Here is a 23962-nt window from a genome sequence, read left to right on the forward strand (position 1 = left end):
TTACATAAGTTTTTGAAAGTTAGACCACAAGCGGTTGAGTGCAATTCCCAATATCAGCAATGCGACAGGGGGGAACAGTTGAGCGATATTGTTAAAAAGAGACATATTAGGCATTGAGAGGTAAACAAAGGTTAATGCACCAATTATCCAGAAGGCTCTGAACCAGATCCTGTAAAACTGAACGGTTACATTACCGAAAACGTAACGTTTTAATTTCCATTGATACATGCCGTCAGCGAGCATAGCAATTAAGTAAGGTGAAAACACAATCAGCCAGCCGAGTATCAGATTCCAGCGGAAAATGGACTGATAAATGAGCAAGGGGAGATTCTTTGCCACAGTGTAGTTTACCGATGACATCTTCTCTGCAACGTAATTCAGCCCACGCGCAGGTTTCGTCGTTTCCGGGATCAGTATCGTATTCAGATATTCGATCAGCTTATAGTCATTAATCAGAGTCGACAAAGTAGCTTCACTATTTGCAATAACCGACAACCACCGGTCATTAGAAATGAGGCTACGACTGGCGTTCACCTCCTGAGTGATTTGTTGCTTTAGATCGTCAGTATTCTGGAAGCCCAGACTATAAATAAGATAAAGCATCATCCCTAAAAAAAGCAGTCCTCTGATGAATACTGCCCGTGCAGAATTATCCGCAGCCATTTGCGTCCCTCCACTCCCTGAATAAGTCTAATCGGTCGCCATGGTCACGGTAGTGGCTTCGCCAGATTGTTGGCACACCCAGCAACCAGTGGTATTGCTGCGGGATTATGTGGTTGATCAGGCTGAACTCAGCCAGTTCCTTATGCTCCGGACTTTTCCAATGAATTTGACCGGGTTCAGGAACATAGACACAGGCTTTTTCCTTTGCAGCCTGACGGCTAAACTCAACAAAATTAATCCCCCAGGGCGTCCAGTGTCGGTATCTCCCGGTGATCCCTGTATTAAATACCGGGAGCGTTAGCATGGTGTCTGCGTAGGTTGAGATGACCTTTTTGCACACACAAGGGCTATCAATTTGCTCCCGGTCGAGGTGTGTTAATAGTGCCCGGTCCATAATGTGGTTGAACATATTGGCATATAGCCCGGTCGGGTCGGGCAGGCGGTCAATCGCCGAGATTAGTTTAAATTTGATACGAGAGAGAAACGCCGAGTCTTCTATGGTAAGAATGTGACTTAATGTGGTTTCAGGGTGAATGAGTGGCTTATTGCGTTGTACTTGTTTAAACGTGACGCTGTCAGGCAGCGTAATAAACGCCGATGCAGCACTCGTAAAATTGACAAAATAGGGAAGTAAATAACTCCCCAGCATTTTTGAATTTTTATCAACAAGGCGGCGGCGCTCTTCAGAATTGTCGAATGTAATGCGAAAACCAATAAATTTTCGCTGTCCGTCTTCGCTCGTAAGAAGAGACTGAACCCATTCATCACAAGGTCCCTGAGCTACGGACCAGTAACTTGTTTCATGGTCACCGTATTCATTGCTGGTGGACAGTTCCCCTTGGAGCAGAAAAAGCTCGGAAAGGATAATAGCCAGCGCTGATAAAGACTCAGCATCGTTGTCATGGCAAAATTGCCCCACAGATTTCAAAGCACCTTTTTCAATCCCTGCCAGACGGTCACGAACATCCTGCGAATCGGCAAACTTCAGGCCTAATGACTGCATACGCCGTTTAACAAGCGAACGGCTTTTACTGACTTTCAGAGATGAACTGAAAATTTGATTTTGTGTCAGAGTAATTTGCTCGTCCATCAATGCAATTTCCTTAGATGTTTATTTAAATAGTCTAAACCCACATTCTGACGCAAAGTTACTTTTCCGGCGGGTTTCAGGAACATCTCCAATAATGTTGTATTGGGTCTCATCGAGTTTTCACTTACGGCAATCGGGATCTGCCCGACGACTTTACGACCATCCTGAAGTCTGGCCACAATATGAAATTTTGGAACCTGGCCTAAAAGCTCTTTCGGAATACTTTCTTCCAGCGTTGTTTGCTTTCTTTCTGATATCGAACCAGAGAAGTTATTATGCGGCAAAGTGGTTTCTGATCCTGTCGTATACGTGACCATATTTGTACTAATTGGACTTTTACCAAAGTTTTCTACAACCAGCGTTTGCGTTGGGGTGTCGTTTACCCGCAGGCTAATGTAATTGTTACACAGACCCGTAATACGATTTGCAGTCTCAATGTTTGCTGCTGCAATAAAATCGGAAATGGTTTGCGTGCAAATAAACAATGCAATTTGTGCGGCACGACCCTGAGCGAGTAAGTTTATCATTGAATTGTTGATTGCGGAGTGTGCTTCGTCGACGAAAATACTGATCCTTGAATGTGAGGACATATCACCATCATCAGAGTTATAGCGACTACCCGCGCAGGACGTCAGGTCTGACATTATCAACTGCGAAATAGCCCGGGCGGATTCCGGGTTGGAAAGACCATCGAGCGAGATATAGAGAACACCTCCGGTACTGAATATTCCATCTGAAGTGACTATTTCACGCGAAGTGAGTGAATTAGGTGACGGCGAAAGCAATTCATTCAGTGGTTGTTCGGTCAGACGACTGAACAGCGGCATAATACCCGCTGTCATTTTTGACATGTGCTCAGGATCAGACAAAGAATAATCTACTAACCGGCCGACGGTATCAATCCAATCAATGGGCTCGGCACCTTCATAATTCAAGAAGTGGGCAGAAAACCATTCAACAAGGCGCTTAAAGCGGACTTGTAGAGTATCATTCGAAGAATATTTCACCTTTTCCATCCATACATCGGGCCCGTAGTGCCGTGCATAACAGCATTCCAGAACTTTTACGGTGAGGTTCAGGATTGCCATGTGGCTTTTCATGTTTTTATGAATGAGATATATCGACGGTTTTTTATCCGTGTAAGACAGACCGGTGATCACAGTTGAAACGAGAGCCTCGGCATATTGTACGAATGGGTTAACTTCCCCGGGAACCGAAACCAGACTAAGAAGGCGTGAGGTGAGGTCCGAAACATTGGTATAAGCGTTGCAGACATCAATACACACTGAAGAAGAAGGCTGGGCAGGGTGAAACTTATAAAATGGCAACCCAAGTTCCGCCGCTTCATCCATAAGTGACTGCCGCCAATCTGCGTCGTTCTTTGGATCAATAACCACAATGACGTGGCCTAAATGCAGCATACTGATGCTCAATAACCGCTGAAGGACTGTTTTACCGGTACCGACGTTTCCGGTAATGAGGGTATGGCCGAACCAGTTATCTTCGGTAACAAAAATTGGCGCCCGTTTATCAACAGCAAAAATGGCGTTACTGCCACCCATGGATCTGGCCATCGCCTCAAAATGCCGCGCTATGGGGTTTAGGGCAAATGGCAGGGCTATCTCTCTTTTATCGCTTGAGAGATTGGCAATTTGATACGCGCGATCTGCATGCTCGGGACCCCATTCAAAGCCGTTACAGAAGTAGGTTTTTCTGTCCGGTACCTGACGGTTGGATTTTTTATACTCTTGTACCAGCTGGCGGTACTTTCGCTCGTTAGAGAAAAAGTTACTTTTGTTGATCGACCTGAGCGATTTAAGGCTAATAAACATAATCTGGCGCTGAAACACGCGCCAGTGCGCCATCAAATAAGGGTATGCCGTTTTACAGCGGTACAAACAAACCAAAAGCATGAAGGCAGCGGTATACAAAATGATGGGGGCAATATTCAACCCATCTGATCGAAACCCCATAAACAGCATTATTATGGCGCAAATTAAAAGTACTGAGGCACTTCTGTACTCCAATATCGGCCTGTAAAAGTTTTCCTGGGCGTGCAGGTTGGTCCTTTTTGATTTTGCCATTATAGATTCCCTACATCTTTAAGTGTGTTAATGATTAACTCAATATCGACCTTTGCCCGGTCGGATGCGGCTACCAGAGTTGGCATGTTGAATGCGAAACATTTTGTATTGACTATGGCGCCGGAGGTGACCTGGTATTGAGGAAGCTGGTTAAAAAGCTCAGGCGCATTTAACTGCGTCCCGTATTTTTCAACACATGACTGGGTCAGAAAAAAGGTGTTCTGGGTCAAAACCATGAATCGGTTTTTCCGCTTTCTTTTAAACGACCCAGATAACTTAGTCAGAATGTGGTGAAGCATTGTGGCAATTTCGACGTATTCAAGTTCTGTAACTTCACCGCCACTTAGCAGGGTAAAATCTTCCAGTGTCTCCTTTTCTTCTGCACCAGGTTGGTCAACGGCAATAGGAGCCTGAACTGTGGCAGAGTTGGATCGATTAAAGGCTTCTTTCACTGGAGTCGTGACCGGCGGATTTTCATGCTTCTTCTCTGCTTGAGTGTTTACCGCAAACAGACGAGCCAGGGCCGGAGATAGATGGTTCGCTTTCTCCCCGGCGGGTTCCGATTTTATAGGGTCCTGTGATGACACAGGACTTGTTAAAATTACTTCTTTCCCGGTTGTATTGGGAGCTGGTGGCTCTCTGGTATCCTCAGGATCATTCAATTTACCGGGCGCAACGACCTGGTCTGTTTCATCATGGAATTCGGCGACATCGCTATTTTTCGCCTCAGGCTGGGGGGGTTCAACCACAGAGTTGTCGGCGACTATAAAGTCAGAATATGCCTCACTATCGCTATCTAGGGTTTCTTCCAGCAGGTGGCCATATTGCTCATACTCAGAAGCAGTGACGGTCTCCGGTTCGGAGTGGGCGTTAATCTGTTCAGCTACCGAATTGGCCTCTACAGCCTGGGGGGTATTCAGTCGCGCCGGAGGGAGATCAAGCGGTGTTTGTGGGGGCGAAACCGCTTCGTTTAATGATGGACTTTCAGGGATATCCAACGGCTGGTACATTGACGTATCAAAAAGCGACTTCAGCGTAGAAGTGGTTCGGGGTTCCGAGGTACTCACCTGAATACCAGCACAGTTATCCCCCAGTTGTATCAGGCGTAGATTGTTTACGTCACGGACTATCCACATACCATCCAGTGATCCATCACGGTACGTCAGCTGGAAAAAGGGCCCATCACAAAATGCCGCCTCATCAATACCAGGGATTAACGCAATAGCAGCATCGAGATTAAGGTAAGGTACGGAATCAATATTAATGACTGCGTTGTGGGGCAGTGGGGCGCTCAGAAGCATTTCATGCAGCTGCTCGACCAGACGCATCTGACTCTGCTCTTCATGTTCCTCTACCCGTTCCTTTTCATCCAAGCCGCCTGTTCCGGCTGTATCTGTTGGCGTAGTAACCTGCGGATCAATAATATCGGTTGCTTTATCCGTGCCAGCCGCCTCCACACTTTCTGTGATGGCTTCAGTATTTTCACTGCTTTTACCGTTGACACTGTCGGCATCAGGGCCGTTCACGAGTTTGAGTCCGTATTGTGGAGTATCTTCAATGGCGTCGCTTACGGTGTCCGTTACTCTGGTAACAGACTCACGACCCGGGACCGGCCTTCTGTATTCTGTTACAGTTTTCTGTTCATCAATATAGATGAAATCTTTATTTGCATTAACGCTGAAGAGGCCCGGAACAGAATCCGGGATTTTATATGAGTCAAAAATTAACCCGATCCAGCGAAGTTTCAGGAGATTATAAAATTCCAGCTTACCGATACCGTTTCGGAAGATGCTGGCTATTTCATTTTCCGAGTATGTCCCGGGAATAAAATAATGAACCACACGCTCATCATCGTAAGGCTCAACATAACCCCGTTGAACCAGCGACTCTACTAGTACAGTTTTACCTGCATCCCCCTGTGGGAAGTTGAACTTGTGGGCCGCAAAATCACTAAGTACAAAGTCGAGGAAGGCGTTTTCATTGAGGTAAACTTCACCGTTTACAATAATGATGTGCATGGGTTTGGATTTATAGTTATTAATATTAATACTGGTGAAGTTATGCTTAATGGTACCTATTGCTCTTGCCGCAGCATCATTCGACCGCAGACCCATTATCGGGTCCCTCAATACATTAAGGTCAGTTCCCGTTGAATAATAATCTGAGGTTCTTACACATTTGGACAGAAAGTCATTGCCATCGTTATAGACATTCAGTGCCGTAACCATTTTTGCATAGACGCGCTCCTTTTTGACACGGTCGAGGAATGACATACAGACCGGATCTAATATTCTCTCAAGGAAAACGCTTGACCATATATTATGTTGGTTATGAATGCGTTTTCGCCAATGTATTTCATATTCGACAACATTGTTTTCACGTGCCCAGTCAAGCAGGCTTTGCGAGCTTGGCGCCCATGTTAAAGTTTCATTCAGATTCAGACTTACTATATCGAGGTCATATACCTTTCCGGCATCATGCACAAGGCCACAGATAAAAGCGGCATAGAGATATACTTTTCGGCGAATGACTTCTTCATCCTGATACCCAATTGGGCGCAATTCAGAATGATTGGCATTTTTTAAAGAAATCATTGCAACTTCCAGGCTATGTGACAACAATCCGCCAATACCATTATGGTGGTGGTTTTCTGAAGCAGGAAGTAAATGAATCCAACGGATGTATTCAATCAATGGTTTTAAAACCAGATTGGTGAAGGTAAAGGCATCCTCACGGATGTCTCCATCACTTATTGCCAGCATCATAGAGATTGAGTGCAGTTTATCTCTGTAAAGAGAAAGAATAGACTGCTCATTAAACGTTTGTATCCCAGCTGGCCGAGTTGGGTACTCAATGAATTTCAGGACTTCAAGATTCGGGTGATCCGGTACAGTGTATTTCTGATCCCCTATAATCTGAGCAAATGGTGAAAGACTCGAAACATCCTTCATCATTAACTCAGCCACATCATTCTCCCTACTGGAGAAGATGCCTAAAACTCTTTGTATACTTAGGAATAGCGCCCTGAAATTCATCAAATAATCCTTATTGGCGTTTACCAGATAGTTCCGCAGCAATATATGCCTGCACGCTTTTGTACTGTTTTACCTTTTCGATAAACTCATCAGGACTGTAAGAACCTTTTACACGGCGCGACACGTTAAGTGTTTTTTTGACCCGTTCGATATACATGTTGAGACTTCGGATAATATTGTGCGCCATTACGTTGTAATCGCTAACCGGCAGCTGACCCAGAGAGTTGAATTTATACATCTGGGTCAGAAGGTTGTTCATTTCAAAGATGTGCTTATAAAATCGCATCGTGTTCTGGTTGTTGAAGTTTAACTGGACAGATTCAAATCTGAACGGAGAAAACTCAGTTGATGAGAAGAATGGATCACTTTCATCAACCTTAATAGTGGCGATGTGGGCCTCCAGATTCTGCTTCATCAAATTGTTTTCGTCGTGCAATTCATTAAACCAGTCCTGAATTGCCTGCACCAATTCAGGGTGTTTTACCGCATTAACCGTCCTGAATAATGATGAAATAGCAATGCTAACATCATTAAAGCCTCTTATTACGGAACGATTCCGTGCCGTAAGAAATCGGTTAAAGTCTGGCGTGCCTGGAGTAATAGTTACTGTTGCCATGCCGTAATGTTCATTTTTACTTTGCGTGGCTCTTCGGCTATCTTCAGGAGTCTGAGAGGAGCGGGCATTTACATCAGGTGTCTTCTGCTTGCTTTCATTAATTGTTACGTCGGTCATTGTGCCACCTCTGATTTTGAGTATTTACGGATTTTGCGTCCCAGTTCGATATACGCAGTATGATAGAACTCAAGTAATTCTCTGTAGGGTTCTAGTACTCCCTCCGTTTTTTCGATCATTTCATATTCCCAGAAGGCATGATTAACAAAGCAGCTTTTCGAATATTTTCCGCTTTTCATCGCAGAAATCCGTTTCGACATATGACTGGGAGACCTGGTTTTAAACGGGCTGAACTTATGCCAGGTGATTGTAACTTTTTTGGCATTACCGATTAATTCAATTTTCGGCGCATACGAACCCAGATACTCACGCTTTAGCGTATTGTTAGGCCGGGGTAAATTAATCTCCAGATGATTCCGTTCTTTCCACTCGATCCAGTAATTTGTGCAAAGGTCTTCAGCTGCCTCCCGCAGAACCTCGATTTGTGAACGCATCAAACTGCGTGATAATTCTAGTGACTTTATTAGTTTCGAATTAGACATGTGACCTCCTGATGTGAAATCACTATACCGAAGTGGTTTTTATTTTTTTTTCACAAACAGGACTTTTTTCCGTGATTTTTATCGAGAATTTTGAGGTGGGGCTTCGGAGGCGTGAGGAATACAGATAGTGCGCAGCTCCAGATGAACACGGGAACGGCTGAGATGGGCGCATTTAAGCGCGGCAGAAAAGTAACTTTTTCTGCCATGGGTATTTTGAGACCGTGATCTGAAAAGTGCTGTTTTACTTACTAAGTTATACATATATCTAGTGCCACTTTTTAAACAAAAGTGACCCTATGTTTTTTGCGCATAGTGCCACTTTTAAAAAAAGTGACCCTATGTCTTGGCTACATAGGGTCACTTTTCACAAAGAAGTGACCCTATGTCGAGGCTTCATAGGACCACTTTTCGGCAAGAAGTGACCCTATGTAGTAGTCATGTTAATCAATCGGAAAAATATTCATCCTGAATCGCTTTTTTCGCTAATGTTATTGCCGCTTAATGCCGATAACGATTCGGGCTTTGCTATTTTTTTAAGCGATTAAAATTTCGTTAGCAAGCGCAGGGTTTTTTGATAAAATTCTGGTTAGTTTGGTCAAAAAGTGTTACAAGTAAGGCCAATGGATGAATGGTTAGTTTTAAGACTCAAATAGGCAGTATTAAAATTCCAAAAGTTACTTTTCATCATTCAAAAACCAAACTTTAATTTCATGTAGAAGATTAGTACAATTGTATTGACGCAAGGACAATCCGCACATGTCAGAATCAGATAACATAACGCGTAACCTACTCGGTAAACTATTACGTACCGAGATTTCGATTATTCGTAGTTACCGTGCATTCCTAATGTTATTGCCTATTCACGGATCTTCTATGTATCAAACAGGGTCTCCACTCCTGCAACGCCGTCTATTTGGAACCGGGTTTGGGGCAATGGCTGATAATGCATTCGAAGTTGAAACACGTCCCGGAAGTTTCCTCGTTCCACGTTCTTTAGGTAAAGAGATCTCGTGGGATAAATTTTTTATGGCCGTTGTTGATGGTGACACTAACGTTATCCGTGAATATGACAGTGACGATACTGACTTCGGCATTTACAATGCAGGGGAAAAAGTTACTTTGTTGAATGGGCAGGAAGATTGTTATAATCCGAGCAAAATTCAGCAGTTACGCTCCAAGTGTGTAGACATACAAAATGATTATTTTATGCAGATCTTCTTTATGTCAATGCTTGCACCTGAGTTTGTCAGTATATTTTTTGGATTAAAGCCTGCTACCGTAGATGCAATAAAAGATGTTGGTGTGTCATCACTCAAAGCAATTAACGATGTCGTTCTATTCCCACGAATAATTGCCTTTACACCGGGGTTGGGGGATGATAGTGCAACATTAAAATCTAAGGTGTTTGCCTGGGCATACGAATTATCTGCCGACATTCGTTTGGGTAAAGTTAGTGACGACTTAATGGAACTATTGCGTTACGACACTATGTTTACATGCCACCGTCAGGATGTGTTCAACTCTTTGGCAAATAAAGTGCTCTTGAAGGATTAATAAAAATGGCTAAAGTCGATCAAACTAAAGCTAACATGTTGTTGAGCGCTACAAAAACGATGTCACTTGGTGCGAATAAAAACTCAATAAGAATTCTTTATGGAAGCCATGTTGCAGAAAATATTGATTTCAGATCGGAACCTCAACAAAACGTTAAAAAAGGTATTCGAGGGTGGAGTCGTCGTTCGGATAACCGCAGAGCATTTTCTGCGGTTATTGATGTCGCGGTAAATTACTTCGGTTTTGATCCTATTCATCCGGAATCCAGCTTCCGCAATATTGACTTCAACCGAATCATGAGCGTGCTGCATAACCTTGGGTATTTCGTCTGCGCCCCTGAGGTCAATAAAATCATTGAGATCCTCACGTCAATGAAAGAAATAGAGGAACTCGAAACTTGTGCGAAATGCAAGCGGCCTTACATTGTCCCGTATACCAATGATACTCATTGCCCTCGGTGCAGATTGTCGTCAACGGTCTCTGCAATAGCGAGATATTCTCAGGAGGAGTTAGATTAGCTATTACTTTATGTGAGTGGTTTTAAGCTGAGACCAAAAATCTAAAGACTGCGTCGTCTTTATCTATTAAATCTTTGGCTTGCATACCGTTACACATGGTTCCTCATGTTGCTGTTTATTTTCAGACGGCTTCCGTTCTGACGTATCTAAAACATACTGTGTTAAATATTACTACCATCCGTATTTTTTTGTCTGCTCTATCCTTCCAACGTTCATTTTCTGTAAGTATAACTAACATGAATTGCCATTCTTTGATTCATTACGGTCTTTGAAAAGTCCAGATTTTATGATGCGCCTGCCAATTTCGTTTCTTATAGGTATTCAATTAAGTATAAATTCCCTTATGCGTTAACCAGCAAAGTACGGGGATCGTTCATAATCTGGATAGTGTTGTCTGAATGACAACGCGAATTTGCATTACTGTACCGTCATATAATTAATCCATTTCTCTCTTACAGACCATGTCTTTACCGGGACACTGTGTTGAACTGTCGTTTTTGGGGCTTTGTCGGCGTCACATTTCTGGTTTTTTAACGCATGAAATCTACTCCGTTATCGAACTCCCGGTGATTTTTTTTATGCCATCATACCTCTATTCCATGAGGAGATCGGTGAATGACTCGATTAACGTTACTGCCTTCAAAGATGTTAGTGTTGATGTCTTTGTTTATAACTGGCGTCCATGCAAATGAAGACCAGACCCTTATCAAAGACACCCCATTTGTGTCAGGACAAGCCTTTAAGAAAGGTTTTTTCTGGTATGACGACCCAGCCCGGAAAACTGAGGAAGAAATTAATGAGACTACGCCTCCTGTTGCATCTTCGTCCCAGCCAGTACAAGAAGAAAAGATTGATCTTAATTCAAAGTGGCTAAAGGACAATATGCCCCGGCTTTTGACTCAGGCAATGGATAATCCGACCCCTGAAAACTTATCGAGGTTTTATACAGCGCAACGTTTAATGTTGGATATCGGTACGCGATTTTCGGATAAGTCGAAAGATTATTTTCTTAAAAATCCAATGATGTCTGAAAAACGAAGACAGCCGGTTGAGAAGGTTGCCTTGGATGCACATCGTACGGTTGTGGAAAAAAACCAGCAGACGGTAATGAAAGATATTTTCACAAGATCCGGGCTCTTTTTCTTTTTCCAGAGTACCTGTGAGTTCTGCCACGAAGAAAGTCAAATCCTCCAGTTTATGCAGAATTACTATTCGGTCGACATTCTCCCTGTCAGCATGGATGGCAGACCATTACAAAATGGGTTGTTCCAGGATTTCTCTGTCCCTAATGCGCAGATTATTGATCAATTCAAAATCCGCGAAGTGCCAACTATTTTCCTTGTGTCGAAAGACGGGTCATCAGCGCAACGAATTAGCGAAGGTATGATCACTGCTGAGGCGCTCAAGAATACTATTATTCTGGCTGCAAAGGGCATGAACCTGATTGATGATGCCTCATTCCAATCCACGTTAGATATTAAGCGCCAATATACCATTGGTGAGGATGGCGTAATTACAGTGAATAAATCAGAAATGGAATCTGACCCGTTCTTATTGCAACGAATAATGGACCAGAAGTTGGAAGGGTACGATATGCCTACAGCGGACCCTGTGAACTACTTGAATGTTGGTGGCAGTTTAGGAGGCCCATATGCGCGCTAACCTCCATGTTTGTGCAAAAAAGTTACTTTTGTCGTTAGCCGTTTGCACGGCGATGATTGCACCAAATGCCGGTGCCGATAACGCCATGCGTAATATTTTTAATGGAATGATGACGACAACCAGCCCGGCCAGTTTTGAAACGGCCACCCGTACCGGTGTGGTTGGCGGCTCTTTTTCCTACCGCACAACAAACGTGAATACCAATTTAGTTTCAATGTCTTTCCCCAAAGCTTCCGTCGGCTGTAACGGCATCGATGTTTTCCTCGGTTCATTCAGTATGATTAACGGAGATCAGTTGGTGCAGGTTGCTCGCGGTATCGCGCAGGGGGCCGCGATTTATGCATTTAATGTCGCGGTATCGGCAATCTGTGCTGACTGTGCTGCGACTATTAATGATATCCAGAACAAATTGCAGGCGTTGAACAAATTTGCCAAAGATTCCTGCAACGCTACTTACTCGTTTCTTTCTGAAAATGTTGGACCACCCAGCCAGTATGCGAATGCGGTCAGTTCCGGCCCAGCTTCAATGCTTGGTACTCTTAATGGATTGTTGCCTGATTTCGGTTCATCAATGACCAAGTCGCCAGAAACTGTGACCTCCCAGGTAAAAGCAAAAGACCCTGAAGAGTTTGCTGAAAAATTCAGTGGAAACCTTTTCTATATGTCATTTATGGACATCGATAAAGGTTCTATGAATATCGGTGGCGTGACTGAATTATCTGGCTACAAACTCGCAGAGCAGCTGATGTCGCTTGTCGGCACTGTGATTATCAACTGGGATGCTAAAGGTGAAAAAGCGGGGATGGAAGTTCGTCCATCGACGATGACGGTATCGGATTTCATCATGGGTCCTCCGGCTGGTGGCTCCATAAAAATGCTCAAATGTTCGCCTGTACCCGATCCTGCTTCAGCGAGAAAGTCGCAATGCCTGGTTATGTCTGAAGTGATGGATGGTGGTTTCAAAGGACTGAAGGATACGATTTCAGACCTCCTAATTCAGGTTCAAACAAAGGCAATCAGCGATGTCAGGATCTCTGATGATGAATTACGCATTATTTCTTATATCGGCATCCCAACAATTCTTGATTCTCTTCAGACTTTTGATGTCCCTGAAGGCTATGCCTATATCCAGGATATCAGTGCAATAGCGGCCACCAGCCTTGTCATTAACATGCTTCGGCAAGTTGAAGCAAAGATCAGCGCTATGAATATCCCCAGTGAATCACTTTCCGGACGGCGGCAGGACCTGACTCGGTTATCTGAAAACCTTAGCAATCAGGTAAAAGCAGCTTACGAGCTCACCCGTAGCCAGGTAGGTAACAGCTCTGATGTCATTTCAGCATGGGATGATCGCCGATTAAAGAGTAAGGCGTTCATGGAAAGTCTTCGTGGCACAGGTAACTGAGGTCTGATATGGATTACAACATCTATACAGTAGGTGATATCGAGTTCGTGTGGTCCGCCCTTAACGGGATTGCCCTGATTTTCTCACAATATACCGGTGTAAAAGCATTTCTCACCACGGCAGCGGTGCTGGCTGGAGCCAGCCTGTTTTATAAAACATGGCTTTGGCTGTTGAACCCGACAAAAGCAGAGGTGCCGATATTTTCATGGATTCTTGGGCTGATTCTTTTTTCGATGGCAATAGTACGCGTGGATGTGACTATTGAATCGGTTAAGTCTGGTGAAGTGAGAAATGTCGATGGTATTCCTGTTTTTATCGCGGCGATGGGAACTGTAACCACTAACCTTAGCCAGGGCCTACTCAAAGACTATAAAACGGCGTTTGATCCGCTGGCGCCGATCGACTTTGCCGCAACCACGCTTGATGATGACATTACTCTTGGCCCGATGATTCGCTTCGTTAAATTCTTACAATGGGGCGGGGACAGCCAGGGGTATTGTTCAGCGTTCCCCGAACCAGTTAGCGGATTAGGTGCGATGAACGTGTGTGCGACAGTGCAATCACTGGCCTATAACTGCCTCAAGGGAACACAAAACTCAAGCGCGAAAATCGCTGGGAAAGAAACCATTTTTAACGATATTTTCTCTTCAAATGTCGCGGAAAGCATGGAACGCATTAATCAGGCGATGAAAGGTTCGCTGAAGAACGCATCTGCTAACATCGTGGGTGTGAATAGTTCAAAGTCAGCGACTTGTGAAGAGGTCTGGTCGACCGTTAAACAGGTAACGAGCACCCCGGAGGCTCGACAGACGATTGCTTTGATTGGGCAAACAAACGGTATTCTTACCCCAGAAGAGGCGGGCGGTGCCGCATCCGGATCGAGCTTCACGGATGTAATGGCGTCGGCGAACGGCATGTATGGCAAGGCGATTGGCGCTTATGACGCGACGCTTTCTTTGTTCATCATGAATGAGCTACGTAATGGTGCCAGTAAATACAAAACCCCACTTGGTCTGGCCTCGGATATGCAACTGTTTGAGGCATCATTAAAACGTACGAATACCATGGCATCTCAGGGGCAGCTCTGGCTGCAATTATCTGGTGCGGCAATTGCGTTTCTTGAAATGTTTGCGTACATGGTTGCTCCGTTTGCATTGCTCATGCTGCTTGCACTCGGCGGAAACGGTGTTGCCGCAGCGGCAAAATATCTTCAGTTGATTCTCTTCGTTAATATGTGGCCGATTACTGCGGTGATGGTCAATGCCTACGTGAAGAAGGTGGCAACAGCGGATCTTGATACATGGAGCACACTGAATAGTCAGAGTAACGCGGTGACTTGGATGGGCTTACCAGGGCTTGCCGAAACATATAGTTCTTACTTATCAGTTGCATCAGCGCTCTATGCTCTTATCCCAGTCCTGACGCTGTTCCTGATGACGCAATCCATTCATCCAATGATGAATGCGATGAAAGGAGTTACGCCACCCGCACCTGTGGACTCCAGCCACCTCACGCCGAAAGTGTGGGATGCGCCAAATAGCGGAAAATCATCATTTGGGGATGTTAATCGTACAGCACTGACAAGCACCGGGCAGGGGTTCAGCGGTGGCGGGGCCATGGACTCCAGTAACTTCCGACTCGGTACGTGGAATGCAGGTTCAAGTATCGCGTCAAGCCAGGGACAAGGGGCGGCAATGACCTCATCAGTCATGAGTGCAGCAAGTAATTCATTCCAGCAGGCCTACAATCAGATGAGTGAAGTTGGTCGTTCGGGGCAATCGGGCCAGCAATTTTCCTCGAATCTGCAAAACTTGAAATCATATACAGACCAGGCCGGTGCAAACGTCGCTAATAGCGTAGGGGCGAAGCACGGAATTAATTCGCAGCAATTAGCTGGTGTGGTGTCAAACCTTCTCCTCAATGGAAGTTTGGGACTTGGTGGCGAGGAAAAACTTGGAAAAGGGGGGGCTGGGGGCATAGGTCAGAAAGTGATGGATTCACTAGGTCTGAAAGCATCGGGTACCGTTGGTTCAGGGATCTCAAAATCGAATTCAGGCAGTGATAGCCTCTTAACTGATTTGAATAAAGCTATTACGACTCAATTGTCAGAAAACTCAGGACTTTCTGAACAAATGAGTAAAGCGGCTTCTCAGGTAAACAGTGATCAGTTTGCACAGACCAATGCATTCAAAGAAGCTGCATCAAAAATGAACCAGGCAACACAGACAATGGCCGAAAATCTGTCGACGTCACTTTCAACGAACGCCAGCGCTAATACCGGCATGACACTCGACTCAAGACAGTCTGTCAACCTAGACAGATTCTCCGATTCTATTCGTAATAAAAACTTCAGCGATGATGATGTGCGTAATTTTGCACGGAAAAATGGTCTTGATGAGAATGCGTTTATGGATAAATTCAATTCTTACAATGACACATTTAAGGCCAGCACTCAGTTGGGATCACAACTCCAGCGAACTGATGCGCTGGTGGCAACGACACGCGACTTTAGTGAGCAAAAAATTGCGATTGATACTGCCAGGGGTGAAACGGCTGAGAGCAATAAGCAGGATCTGCGTGAGACCTCCAGCCTGCTTAAAGGGCTGGTTGCTGACTTCGGCGGTAACGCTCAACAGATGCTGCCAATTACCAATCAACTTGACCGAATCACTGGTGATGCATCGGGTATTAATACCATTGCACAGGCGCAGGAGCGCACACCAGACCATGTAGATACCTCCGGCGTAATGAGTGCCGATCGTGTTGCTGACGTAGGGCAAGGTCTGGATGCTCAGGCGAAAGCTGGATTGGCACAGAACCAGCAGAATGCTAATCAACATATTGGCGGACAAACCGAATCAGGTGTTACGCCGTACAATGTGGGCTCGGTCAGTAAAGAAGATATTCAGGGCATTCATAAAGGTAATGTAGCTAACTCCTATAGCGAAGAAAACCAAAGTGTTCTCTCGTCGTTGGATAAGAATACCCCTGTAGTGACTAATGAGACCGTGGGAAGAATTCAGGGGGCTGGGCAGGACGTTAAGAACGCCAACCAAACTTTCGACCAGCTTCAAACTGGTATAGGCGGCAAGCATGCTACTTCAGGCATGGGTAATACCAGCGAAAAACTGAATTCTATGTACGGAGATAGCCAGATACGCGGGATATCAAACAACCTCCCGAATTATTTTGACAGGGTTGCAAATGACCCAACCAAAAAGCCGGATGACAAACGGGCGGAGCTGGCCGCACAAGCCGTGTTTACCTATGGGGCCAGTACAATGGCAACCGGCGCTGAGAAAGAACAACTGAAAGCGGATACTCAAAGCCTCCTCACCGAGCTGGGTCACTACAACGTTAGCTGGGGGATGAATGATCTCCAGAGTATCCATGAAGGTTTCAACATGCACAACAAGGCTTCAGGCTCTCTTGATTCAGCAATAAGGGCGAATCTTGGTGAAGGCGGCTCTGGCGGCGGGATCGTTGGCCAACGAACCCAAACCACGATTGATACCCTTGCTGGTAATAAAATTGAGTCCAATACAGAACGTAGTGTGATTGGCAGTACGCTTTTATCGGGCCAGGAGAGTGTTGCCAGAGGGCTTGACGTTATCGGAGCAAAACCCGTAAACGACATGCTCTCAGGTATTGGGGTCCTGACTACGCCCGCATCTTTGGCAAACGATGCAACGAATCCGGTAAATATGCCGAGTTCGTTATTGGGCAAGGTTGGCAACCACCTGCAAATGTCAGATGGTCTGAGCGCGGTGACCAGCCGTTATAAGGATATGGGAAGTGATGGGATCAAGACGTATGAGAGTGCATCACAAAACTCAGAGCGTGCGATTCGTCAGCAACTGACCGATGATCCACGCTTCGGGTCGGATAAAGCAGATGCGTTCGTTAACTTTATGAAGTCAGACCTTAACAATACAAACGAACCGTATCAGTCGAGAATAGAGAGAGCTGAAAACTGGCTGAATGATAATAAGAAGTAGGAGTGAATACTGACTGATAAAAGCCGTGCTCTTTTTGGGCACGGCTTTTTTATGCCTGCATCCGGGGAAAATAACTATTCACGGCAGTGCTATTCAAGGTAAACCACGAATCTGAGAAAAGTACACCGGCTAACTGAGCATTGGATAAGGTTTGTTCAGTTTTAAAACAATGGTCAAACAGGATACTATCTTAATCACGATTCAAATTCTCTTTCCAAATCCAGTTCACTCGCCACCCTAAGAAACGTGAATGCTTACTGGCCTAAATTAAAGTTGAGGAAAAAGTTACTTTTCTGATCGACTGATGCAGTGTTTTTGGTAGATGGCGAATCATGGTTTTTTTTAACGGAGTGTGTGGAAAAGTTACTTTTTTAATAAAAACGGGCCATCAGTAGGTTATATCTGGCTATCAGATCCGTTATGTCCTTTTCTTTAACCCCCGTGTAATAATCCGTACGGATCAGGTGCGGATATTCTGGCGGAAACAGGGTCGTATCGTCATCAAGGCAGATAAAGGCTTTTACCTGGTGCCTGGCCACGAATTCTTCACATTCAGCTGCACGTACCCCTATTCCCCCCGAGGGTAGACACAGGGATGGGGTTGCGCCAATTACCCGGTCTCTGTACGGCGAGCGGAAAAGTGACTTTAGGTAGGTAATACTCCCGCATTCTCTCCATGAGCTTGATATAACGATGAACATTGAAGGACTTGCATCAAGTAACTTCTCAATCAAATACATCCGTTCGAAAGATTCATTCTGACATTTGTGGATTACACCATCAAAATCCAGGAAAAGAACAATATGGATTAATGGCAGAGGTCCCCATAAGCCAGCTGTTGATTCATCCTGAGGCAAGATCCCGTCCAAGTCTTTATTTCTAAGCTTCTGTGGAGAACAGCGTATCTTGCACAGGAATTCGTATATTGATTGGAGCATACCTAACCTCTTTCACGGGACAGTTTCACTCGCTCAGTGATGAATTGTTCACAGCCACGTAAAACAACTAAACAATAAATTGGAGAGTAGGGGGGTAATTTACTCCGGAACATTTTTTACAATATGTCCGTTGTACTGGGTCTTTGGTTGCGTCCACTGATATAACTCGTCCATGCCATTCCGGCCCTGAATCCGGCGATTGTATTTGACCATGAAGTTAAAGATATACCTCGCCCGGACCTTAGGGGTTTTGCTGTTGTAATCGGCAATCCCTTCAAATACATTACCATTTCGGTCTACAATTTTCCGGTAAAGCCACCAGGTACCTACCCAGAAACTGGCACAGGCGTCATAGGCCAATACCCGCCAGGTAACAGACGGAAAGTGGCCACGTATTTCCGGCAGATTGGACGAATTGATCTGCATAGGTCCAATATCATAAGTGCCATTTTTATTCCGGCTGAACGTTCCCACTTTTCCGCCTTCATTATCAAAAAGCGTAAAGACCAATTCTGCATCAATCCCGAAAAAGCGGGAGGCATCGGTAATGCACTGTGTGTAGACTTCAACAGGAACGGGAATAGGTTTCACATCATCTGCTGGTGGTATAAACACGAGATAATCTCCACTGGAATTACATACTGGATATTCTCCCACATCGCGGGCTAAAAATTTTTACTATAGGGAGGGAATTTTGTCCCTTAAGCGAATTTGGAGGATTTTTTCGCATGATAGTATTAATGCTCCATTAAAGGAGCTGAAATGAATAAGACTATCAAGGCATCATTCTTATTACTGGCATCTTGTACGGCCTTTAGCATGAATGCCCAGACAGTGAAAACTGACGTGCTTCCTGATGCAGCACTGAAGAAATTAAAAGAAGTTGGGCTGTCCATCGAGCATATTGAACCATCCCCAGTAAAAGATATTTATACCGTGATTTCAAGAGAAGGCGTGAGTTACGTCAGCAAAGATGGTGATTACATTTTTACCGGGAGCTTGTTTCATGTTAACGGCAAAGATGTGGAGAATACAACGGAACAGGCGATACTGAAAGGCGTCAGGGAGTTTGCTGCTAAAACAAAATCCATAGAATATAAGTCGGCGAATGAAAAATATCGCCTGGCGGTGTTTACTGATATAACCTGCGGGTATTGCCAGAAACTACATCATGATCTTCAATCCTATCTCGATGCCGGGATCTCAATAAAATTCCTCGCTTTTCCGCGTGCAGGCCTGAACTCCGTGGTCGCGGGGAATATGGCAAAAATCTGGTGTGCGGCCAAACCTAATGATGCGCTGGATGCTGCAATGAGCTCGATATCAATCATTCCGGAAGGACGGCCTGACGCGGCCTGCCTCGATATTATCAAATCGCATTTCCAGGTTGCTTCAACTATTCCGCTTCAGGGTACGCCAACCATGGTAACGCTGTCGGGTAAACCTCAGTTGTTCACCGGCTGGTTGAGCCCGGAAAATCTGGTGACCCGCATGGGCACCGCACAAAAGTGACTTTTCACGACTGCAAGAGGTGATTATGAAATCTGTAATACTGACAACGTTAATGCTCGTGGCGGTTGGCACTCAACCCGTCTTTGCGGCCCAATGCCAGTTCGGGTCCTGCAACGCAGACATTGAGGCCAGCAGTGAACTGCTGGTCTCTGCGGCTCAGACGGATAAAGACGCGGTTTTAAAAAAACTTAATGACGCATCATCCCCCAGCGACGCCATGTCTAAGCGGGTTGAATCGTATCTGAATAATGACAGGCTAAAGGTGAACACCGACAGTACCCGGAAAGGTCCGGGCAATGGAATCGTGAAGCCGACGGATGAGCTAGCGCCGGTAAGGCAGCTGAAAGTCATTCGCCCCGAGCTTGTACAAAACCCCATCACCCAGCCATTGGTTGCCTTTTATGAACGTATGGCCTGAGAGCGCCGTATATCCGCGATTTGGGGGTTAGAAAATGTCGCTCTGGCTCAGCATTGTCACCCGGGCAACGGGATTACCGGATAAGCGGTATTTAAATGATCCGGTGATCTTCCGTTATTACCAACAAAAGATCCAAAAGGCTCCTTTTGCCCTGGTCGGATGGACTCTCTGTTTCCTGGCAACCATCGGTGTGTCGCTGGGACTGGAGCTCTCCAACCAAATATTACTTCTCGTTCTGCTGATTCTGTTTTTACTAATGGTGGTTCTCCAGAGTCGGTACCAGTTCATGCATCCGGAGAGATGCATCAGTGCTCGATTTTACCAGGAGGTGCTGGACGATGCGTCAGTGTCAGATATTCAGAAAGCGCAGTTTGAGTATTTGTTCGTGTCCAAAGTGGATGCAATGACGATCGGTGATCTTTACCGGCTCTATGATTTCAACAGAGGAGGCCGGTAAAGGTGCGGCATGCAGGTGAGAAAAGTCACTTTGCGGTTGGGCGTTGCGGTGCTGGTCATTAGTTCCAGGGAACCGATGCGACATAGTTTCCGGAGCGTAGCGGGGCATCCAGTTTCCCGGCCAGAGCGTCGATCATTGCGGAATACGCAATGCTGTCCGATGGGATTGGCGCATTGCTCTGCATACTGACTTTAAGAACCTGTTGTGCCCCTTTCCCCGCAGGGTAGACTTCCACATCAAGGCGGCGCCAGAAATGCCTCTGTGATATCGTCTCTGACCCCACGATCCCGCTGACGGGTTTATAGTCATAGTCCGTCTGAGTCTGCCCGTGTTTATCTTTTTTCGTTGTCTTCTTCTCGACGACATATCCGGTTATGCCCGTCACCAGCTGTTCACTGTATTGCATATTTTCCTGGGTCTTACTGTAACTGAATCTGAGAATATAGTCGGGCAGATGGTTGGAAATATTAAACCCTATCCCCGTTAATCCACTCGCAAACCGGGCTGCAAACATGCGCGATTGTATACTGTCATCAGGCGCTACAATTTCAAATTTCTTGTTGCCTACCGGGCGTGACATTAAATCGTAAGCATCAACATCATTCCCGAAATGATAGCTGCACCCACATAAGAACGTTGTGGCGGTCAGTAAGAATAAATGCCGTAACATTCTAATTCCTCCAAAAAGGGTTCTTTAACGAATAATTCCGATGTGCTGTGACAGTATAATCGAACACAGGTTGATAACTAACAAGTTGAATTCGTAAAGGTGGCTATGACTAAATTAAATTATTTAAAACCCGTAGCGTCTGTTTTAATTTCTGTGTTGATTGCGACGGCTGGCTCTGTGTATATCACGTCGAAATATTTTAAAACTGAGCTCCCCAGTAACGATGAAGTAGGAAAGGTAGCGGCTACCTATCTGGTAAAAAATCCTCAGTATCTGCTTGAAGCGGGTAAGGCTCTTGAAAACCAAAATACCAACGCCTCCCTTGAGCGGATCATCCCTTACGCACCGGCTCTCTTCGAGACCAAAGAGACTCCCAACATTGGACCGGATAATGCGGCCGTCGCCGTCATCGAGTTTTTCGACTACCAGTGCCATTTCTGTATGAAGGTAGCGCCGGTCGTTGAATCCGTGTTGAGCCAGAGCAGCGATGTTAAATTCTTCTTTAAAGAATTTCCAATCTTCGCTGGTTCGAAACCCGTTTCTGCGATGGGGGCGGCGACAGGCCTGCATGTGTACCAGGCATTTGGCGCTGAAGCGTATCGTAAGTACCACAACAACCTGATGACCAGCGCGTATGTATTCTTCAACAACCAGCGAGGGTTTACGCTCAGTGATTTAGACATGGTGGTGAATAAATCCGGGTTCAACAGCTCATTCAGCGATCGAGAAAAAAGTCGCTATGAGAATGTCATTTCCGGAAATATGCAACTGGGGGAAGCTCTCGGGATCAGCGGAACGCCAGGGTTCATTATCATGAACATGCAAAAACCCGATGCTGCAACGACATCATTCATCCCGGGGGCTGTCGACGAAGCTACCCTGAAATACGCAATCCAGAAGGCCCGTGGTGGTTAAAGTAGCTTTTCATGCCAGAACTGACCATGCCGGGTAACACTGGCATGGATGTCAGGCTTTTACGACAAGTAGCTCATTCCAGCGAGTGGTATACCGTGGCGACATTGACAGTATGGTCTGCTACCCCCTGAAATCCTGCTGAATCCCTTCCCCAAGCAGGAACAGAGAGCTACGCAGCTCTTTGTTAAACCGATCCATCGCCTTCATAAGCGCTTCACAGCCTCGTTTGGCGGGCCGCTCATCGAATTAGTCGCGATGAGTGGCTCAATGCCGTAACAGCTAAAATCTGGTAAGAGATATTTGTTAGTTTTCTACTAATTGAACGACTACCAGCCTGCCACCTTCCTCTTTTGACAAAACAAATTGAGCGTTATTCTTCAGTTCTATTTTTTCCCCAACCATAATCTGCCGCTTATCCGGTAATGACATTAGTCCTGATATGCCTTCATTTACCAACCACCATTGATCGTTATGGTAAACAAAATAACCAACCCGTTTCCTTTGTGCATCCGTTGTACGTTCATTTGGCGCGATAAGACGATTCACATGCCACGCATAGATAGACTGCCCGCTCCAGACCATCAACCGGTGATCGTCAGGACGATAGCTGCCTTCTTTACGAGAAGAATAAAAATTAAGCACTGGCAACTTACCTTTATACGGCGTACCGCAGTAAGGACAGACCGGCTTTGTCTTACCCGAGAAAACGTACCACTTCTGTTCACATTTCGTGTTTTGGCAGGGCTGTATCAGGTCAACGGTCTTAACCAAGGCACTTTCCCACTCATCGGCGGTAGGGCGTTTTGTGGCATCATGTAAGCCATCGATGAAGGCTCGATCAAACAATGACGTCAGGTAGGGACCCATGATGGTGTAAGGAATTTTACCCGGGTCAGCCCAGGGAAGTGAAAAGGAGGATAACTGACTGATTTTGACTGCATTACTTTTGTCTGTCGGATGTTCAATGAAGAGCGCTTTCTCACCCATTGATAAGGTTTCATCACGCACTTCATCCGACATGTCATGTATTTTTCCGCCACGTAGCGGATGACGGAAAAACAGGTACATGTAGATAAGCACCGACAGTGCATGGCGGTCAGTAGTAATGCTTGGCAGTACGCGGTTCGGATCTTCTTTGGAAAGATGGCTGGTTTTCACCACCTCCGGAGCGATAAAATCCGGAGTGCCCACCACATCGGGAGGATACTTTCCAGGAACGACTAGGCCGTCTACGTCAATGATGCAGGCATGGCCCATTTCTGGATCAATCAGCACGTTTTTATAGCTGAGATCGCTGTGACAGAGGCCAGCTGCATGCATCCTTCTGACGGCTCTTGTCAGCAGCAGACAGACTTTGAGATAGGTAAGCGTATTGCCTCGTTCACGCGGATCGAGGAATTTATTCTGGTTGCTGGCGCTGGCAAACCATTTGCCTTCTTTCTCCCGGCCTTTAATATCCAGAAAATCATCGTTTTTGGAACCATATTTAAAGAAAAAATGGTTCTGGTAGGTTGGAACCACGATACCGATTTTATTCCCATGCTCAACAACGTGGGTCGGCCAACAAAACAGATCCTTCCAGTATTCGCCACCGGATTGTCCAAAAATGTTTTGCCTGTAGCGGCCGGTGATCATATCAATACGATCCCGGGCCTGCTCATTCTGCGGTTTTTGATAAAAAGCGACGACGTAAGATTTATCAGGCGAAAAGTAAACATCCTTCATCGAGCCTGAACCAATCACCTCGTCAACATACTGGACTGTTTCGCCGTTCTTTGTTTTACACGTAACGATATTTGCCATATTGATCACCGAAAAAGCGTATCCC

General features: G+C 45.5%; 20 protein-coding genes. 9 read left to right on the plus strand and 11 right to left on the minus strand.

All coding sequences use genetic code 11. The annotated features are described in order from the left end of the window. From C2U54_RS26125 to mobI, 6 genes are read right to left on the minus strand one after another with little or no spacing between them, the layout of a single operon-like run. Nucleotides 1-663 (minus strand): DUF4400 domain-containing protein, encoded by a 663-nt coding sequence (locus C2U54_RS26125; protein WP_015063007.1) that lies wholly within the window; start codon nucleotides 661-663, stop codon nucleotides 1-3. Next, on the minus strand, nucleotides 650-1753 hold the full coding sequence (locus C2U54_RS26130; RefSeq protein ID WP_015063006.1) for a hypothetical protein: 1104 nt from the start codon (nucleotides 1751-1753) through the stop codon (nucleotides 650-652). The genes C2U54_RS26125 and C2U54_RS26130 overlap by 14 nt, the downstream gene beginning before the upstream one ends. Continuing rightward, nucleotides 1753-3837 carry a conjugative transfer system coupling protein TraD gene (traD, locus tag C2U54_RS26135; protein WP_040113316.1) on the minus strand — a complete coding sequence of 695 codons (2085 nt, stop codon included), beginning with the start codon at nucleotides 3835-3837 and terminating at the stop codon, nucleotides 1753-1755. The genes C2U54_RS26130 and traD overlap by 1 nt, the downstream gene beginning before the upstream one ends. Continuing rightward, nucleotides 3837-6872 carry a MobH family relaxase gene (gene mobH, locus C2U54_RS26140; protein ID WP_015063004.1) on the minus strand — a complete coding sequence of 1012 codons (3036 nt, stop codon included), beginning with the start codon at nucleotides 6870-6872 and terminating at the stop codon, nucleotides 3837-3839. Before mobH ends, traD begins: the two co-directional genes overlap by 1 nt. A 10-nt stretch (nucleotides 6873-6882) precedes the next feature. Continuing rightward, a complete protein-coding gene (locus tag C2U54_RS26145) occupies nucleotides 6883-7605 on the minus strand; it encodes a hypothetical protein (protein WP_015063003.1) in 723 nt (240 codons plus the stop codon). Continuing rightward, nucleotides 7602-8087 (minus strand): conjugative transfer protein MobI(A/C), encoded by a 486-nt coding sequence (mobI, locus tag C2U54_RS26150; RefSeq protein ID WP_015063002.1) that lies wholly within the window; start codon nucleotides 8085-8087, stop codon nucleotides 7602-7604. The genes C2U54_RS26145 and mobI overlap by 4 nt, the downstream gene beginning before the upstream one ends. A gap of 756 nt (nucleotides 8088-8843) precedes the next feature. Between mobI and C2U54_RS26155 the strand changes: the two genes are divergently transcribed. The 5 genes from C2U54_RS26155 to C2U54_RS26175 all read left to right on the plus strand — a co-directional run bounded on the left by C2U54_RS26155 (nucleotide 8844) and on the right by C2U54_RS26175 (nucleotide 17224). Next, nucleotides 8844-9641, plus strand: coding sequence for a hypothetical protein (locus C2U54_RS26155; RefSeq protein WP_015063001.1), 798 nt, complete (start codon nucleotides 8844-8846; stop codon nucleotides 9639-9641). 5 nt (nucleotides 9642-9646) lie between these two features. Next, complete coding sequence (locus C2U54_RS26160; RefSeq protein ID WP_015063000.1) at nucleotides 9647-10159, plus strand: hypothetical protein; 513 nt, start codon at nucleotides 9647-9649, stop codon at nucleotides 10157-10159. 615 nt (nucleotides 10160-10774) lie between these two features. Beyond that, nucleotides 10775-11821, plus strand: coding sequence for a thioredoxin family protein (locus tag C2U54_RS26165; RefSeq protein WP_040113317.1), 1047 nt, complete (start codon nucleotides 10775-10777; stop codon nucleotides 11819-11821). Then, nucleotides 11811-13226 (plus strand): IncHI-type conjugal transfer protein TrhH, encoded by a 1416-nt coding sequence (gene trhH / locus C2U54_RS26170; RefSeq protein WP_103181210.1) that lies wholly within the window; start codon nucleotides 11811-11813, stop codon nucleotides 13224-13226. Before C2U54_RS26165 ends, trhH begins: the two co-directional genes overlap by 11 nt. A gap of 8 nt (nucleotides 13227-13234) precedes the next feature. Continuing rightward, nucleotides 13235-17224: a conjugal transfer protein TraG N-terminal domain-containing protein gene (locus tag C2U54_RS26175; protein ID WP_015062997.1), complete on the plus strand. Its 3990-nt coding sequence runs from the start codon at nucleotides 13235-13237 to the stop codon at nucleotides 17222-17224. A 371-nt stretch (nucleotides 17225-17595) separates the two neighbouring features. On the opposite strand, the gene C2U54_RS26180 is transcribed toward C2U54_RS26175, so the two are convergent. Both C2U54_RS26180 and C2U54_RS26185 read right to left on the minus strand, forming a co-directional pair. Continuing rightward, nucleotides 17596-18162: an HAD domain-containing protein gene (locus C2U54_RS26180; protein WP_015062996.1), complete on the minus strand. Its 567-nt coding sequence runs from the start codon at nucleotides 18160-18162 to the stop codon at nucleotides 17596-17598. A gap of 99 nt (nucleotides 18163-18261) precedes the next feature. Beyond that, nucleotides 18262-18777 (minus strand): lytic transglycosylase domain-containing protein, encoded by a 516-nt coding sequence (locus C2U54_RS26185; protein WP_032610469.1) that lies wholly within the window; start codon nucleotides 18775-18777, stop codon nucleotides 18262-18264. A gap of 147 nt (nucleotides 18778-18924) precedes the next feature. On the opposite strand from C2U54_RS26185, the gene C2U54_RS26190 reads away from it, so the two are divergent. The 3 genes from C2U54_RS26190 to C2U54_RS26200 are packed head-to-tail and all read left to right on the plus strand — an operon-like array spanning nucleotide 18925 to nucleotide 20549. After that, nucleotides 18925-19674 (plus strand): thioredoxin fold domain-containing protein, encoded by a 750-nt coding sequence (locus tag C2U54_RS26190; RefSeq protein ID WP_040113318.1) that lies wholly within the window; start codon nucleotides 18925-18927, stop codon nucleotides 19672-19674. Nucleotides 19675-19699: 25 nt separating this feature from the next. Next, entirely contained in the window at nucleotides 19700-20092 is a 393-nt protein-coding gene (locus C2U54_RS26195; RefSeq protein WP_040113319.1) for a hypothetical protein, read from the plus strand. A 34-nt stretch (nucleotides 20093-20126) separates the two neighbouring features. After that, a complete protein-coding gene (locus C2U54_RS26200) occupies nucleotides 20127-20549 on the plus strand; it encodes a hypothetical protein (RefSeq protein ID WP_015062992.1) in 423 nt (140 codons plus the stop codon). Between the two features lie 58 nt (nucleotides 20550-20607). Here C2U54_RS26200 and C2U54_RS26205 read toward each other — a convergent pair whose 3' ends face one another. Continuing rightward, complete coding sequence (locus tag C2U54_RS26205; RefSeq protein ID WP_015062991.1) at nucleotides 20608-21219, minus strand: hypothetical protein; 612 nt, start codon at nucleotides 21217-21219, stop codon at nucleotides 20608-20610. Between the two features lie 105 nt (nucleotides 21220-21324). Between C2U54_RS26205 and C2U54_RS26210 the strand changes: the two genes are divergently transcribed. After that, nucleotides 21325-22134 (plus strand): DsbA family protein, encoded by an 810-nt coding sequence (locus C2U54_RS26210; protein ID WP_015062990.1) that lies wholly within the window; start codon nucleotides 21325-21327, stop codon nucleotides 22132-22134. Nucleotides 22135-22185: 51 nt separating this feature from the next. Here the strand turns inward: C2U54_RS26210 and C2U54_RS27935 are convergent, their stop codons facing one another. Continuing rightward, complete coding sequence (locus C2U54_RS27935; protein ID WP_223203177.1) at nucleotides 22186-22239, minus strand: DUF4113 domain-containing protein; 54 nt, start codon at nucleotides 22237-22239, stop codon at nucleotides 22186-22188. 198 nt (nucleotides 22240-22437) lie between these two features. Next, nucleotides 22438-23937: a helix-hairpin-helix domain-containing protein gene (locus C2U54_RS26220; protein ID WP_032610464.1), complete on the minus strand. Its 1500-nt coding sequence runs from the start codon at nucleotides 23935-23937 to the stop codon at nucleotides 22438-22440. Nucleotides 23938-23962 lie beyond the last annotated feature (25 nt).

It is taken from the genome of Leclercia sp. LSNIH1, assembly GCF_002902985.1.
Classification (GTDB): domain Bacteria; phylum Pseudomonadota; class Gammaproteobacteria; order Enterobacterales; family Enterobacteriaceae; genus Enterobacter.

Excerpts from the sequence above, each read along its gene's own strand:
- mobH (WP_015063004.1), bottom strand. The coding sequence starts at position 6,872 with ATGAATTTCAGGGCGCTATTCCTAAGTATACAAAGAGTTTTAGGCATC.
- C2U54_RS26130 (WP_015063006.1), bottom strand. The coding sequence starts at position 1,753 with ATGGACGAGCAAATTACTCTGACACAAAATCAAATTTTCAGTTCATCT.
- C2U54_RS26220 (WP_032610464.1), bottom strand. The coding sequence starts at position 23,937 with ATGGCAAATATCGTTACGTGTAAAACAAAGAACGGCGAAACAGTCCAG.
- C2U54_RS26125 (WP_015063007.1), bottom strand. The coding sequence starts at position 663 with ATGGCTGCGGATAATTCTGCACGGGCAGTATTCATCAGAGGACTGCTT.
- C2U54_RS26175 (WP_015062997.1), top strand. The coding sequence starts at position 13,235 with ATGGATTACAACATCTATACAGTAGGTGATATCGAGTTCGTGTGGTCC.
- C2U54_RS26180 (WP_015062996.1), bottom strand. The coding sequence starts at position 18,162 with ATGCTCCAATCAATATACGAATTCCTGTGCAAGATACGCTGTTCTCCA.
- C2U54_RS26190 (WP_040113318.1), top strand. The coding sequence starts at position 18,925 with ATGAATAAGACTATCAAGGCATCATTCTTATTACTGGCATCTTGTACG.
- C2U54_RS26155 (WP_015063001.1), top strand. The coding sequence starts at position 8,844 with ATGTCAGAATCAGATAACATAACGCGTAACCTACTCGGTAAACTATTA.
- mobI (WP_015063002.1), bottom strand. The coding sequence starts at position 8,087 with ATGTCTAATTCGAAACTAATAAAGTCACTAGAATTATCACGCAGTTTG.
- C2U54_RS26145 (WP_015063003.1), bottom strand. The coding sequence starts at position 7,605 with ATGACCGACGTAACAATTAATGAAAGCAAGCAGAAGACACCTGATGTA.
- C2U54_RS26205 (WP_015062991.1), bottom strand. The coding sequence starts at position 21,219 with ATGTTACGGCATTTATTCTTACTGACCGCCACAACGTTCTTATGTGGG.
- C2U54_RS26195 (WP_040113319.1), top strand. The coding sequence starts at position 19,700 with ATGAAATCTGTAATACTGACAACGTTAATGCTCGTGGCGGTTGGCACT.
- C2U54_RS26210 (WP_015062990.1), top strand. The coding sequence starts at position 21,325 with ATGACTAAATTAAATTATTTAAAACCCGTAGCGTCTGTTTTAATTTCT.
- traD (WP_040113316.1), bottom strand. The coding sequence starts at position 3,837 with ATGGCAAAATCAAAAAGGACCAACCTGCACGCCCAGGAAAACTTTTAC.
- trhH (WP_103181210.1), top strand. The coding sequence starts at position 11,811 with ATGCGCGCTAACCTCCATGTTTGTGCAAAAAAGTTACTTTTGTCGTTA.
- C2U54_RS26160 (WP_015063000.1), top strand. The coding sequence starts at position 9,647 with ATGGCTAAAGTCGATCAAACTAAAGCTAACATGTTGTTGAGCGCTACA.
- C2U54_RS26165 (WP_040113317.1), top strand. The coding sequence starts at position 10,775 with ATGACTCGATTAACGTTACTGCCTTCAAAGATGTTAGTGTTGATGTCT.
- C2U54_RS26200 (WP_015062992.1), top strand. The coding sequence starts at position 20,127 with ATGTCGCTCTGGCTCAGCATTGTCACCCGGGCAACGGGATTACCGGAT.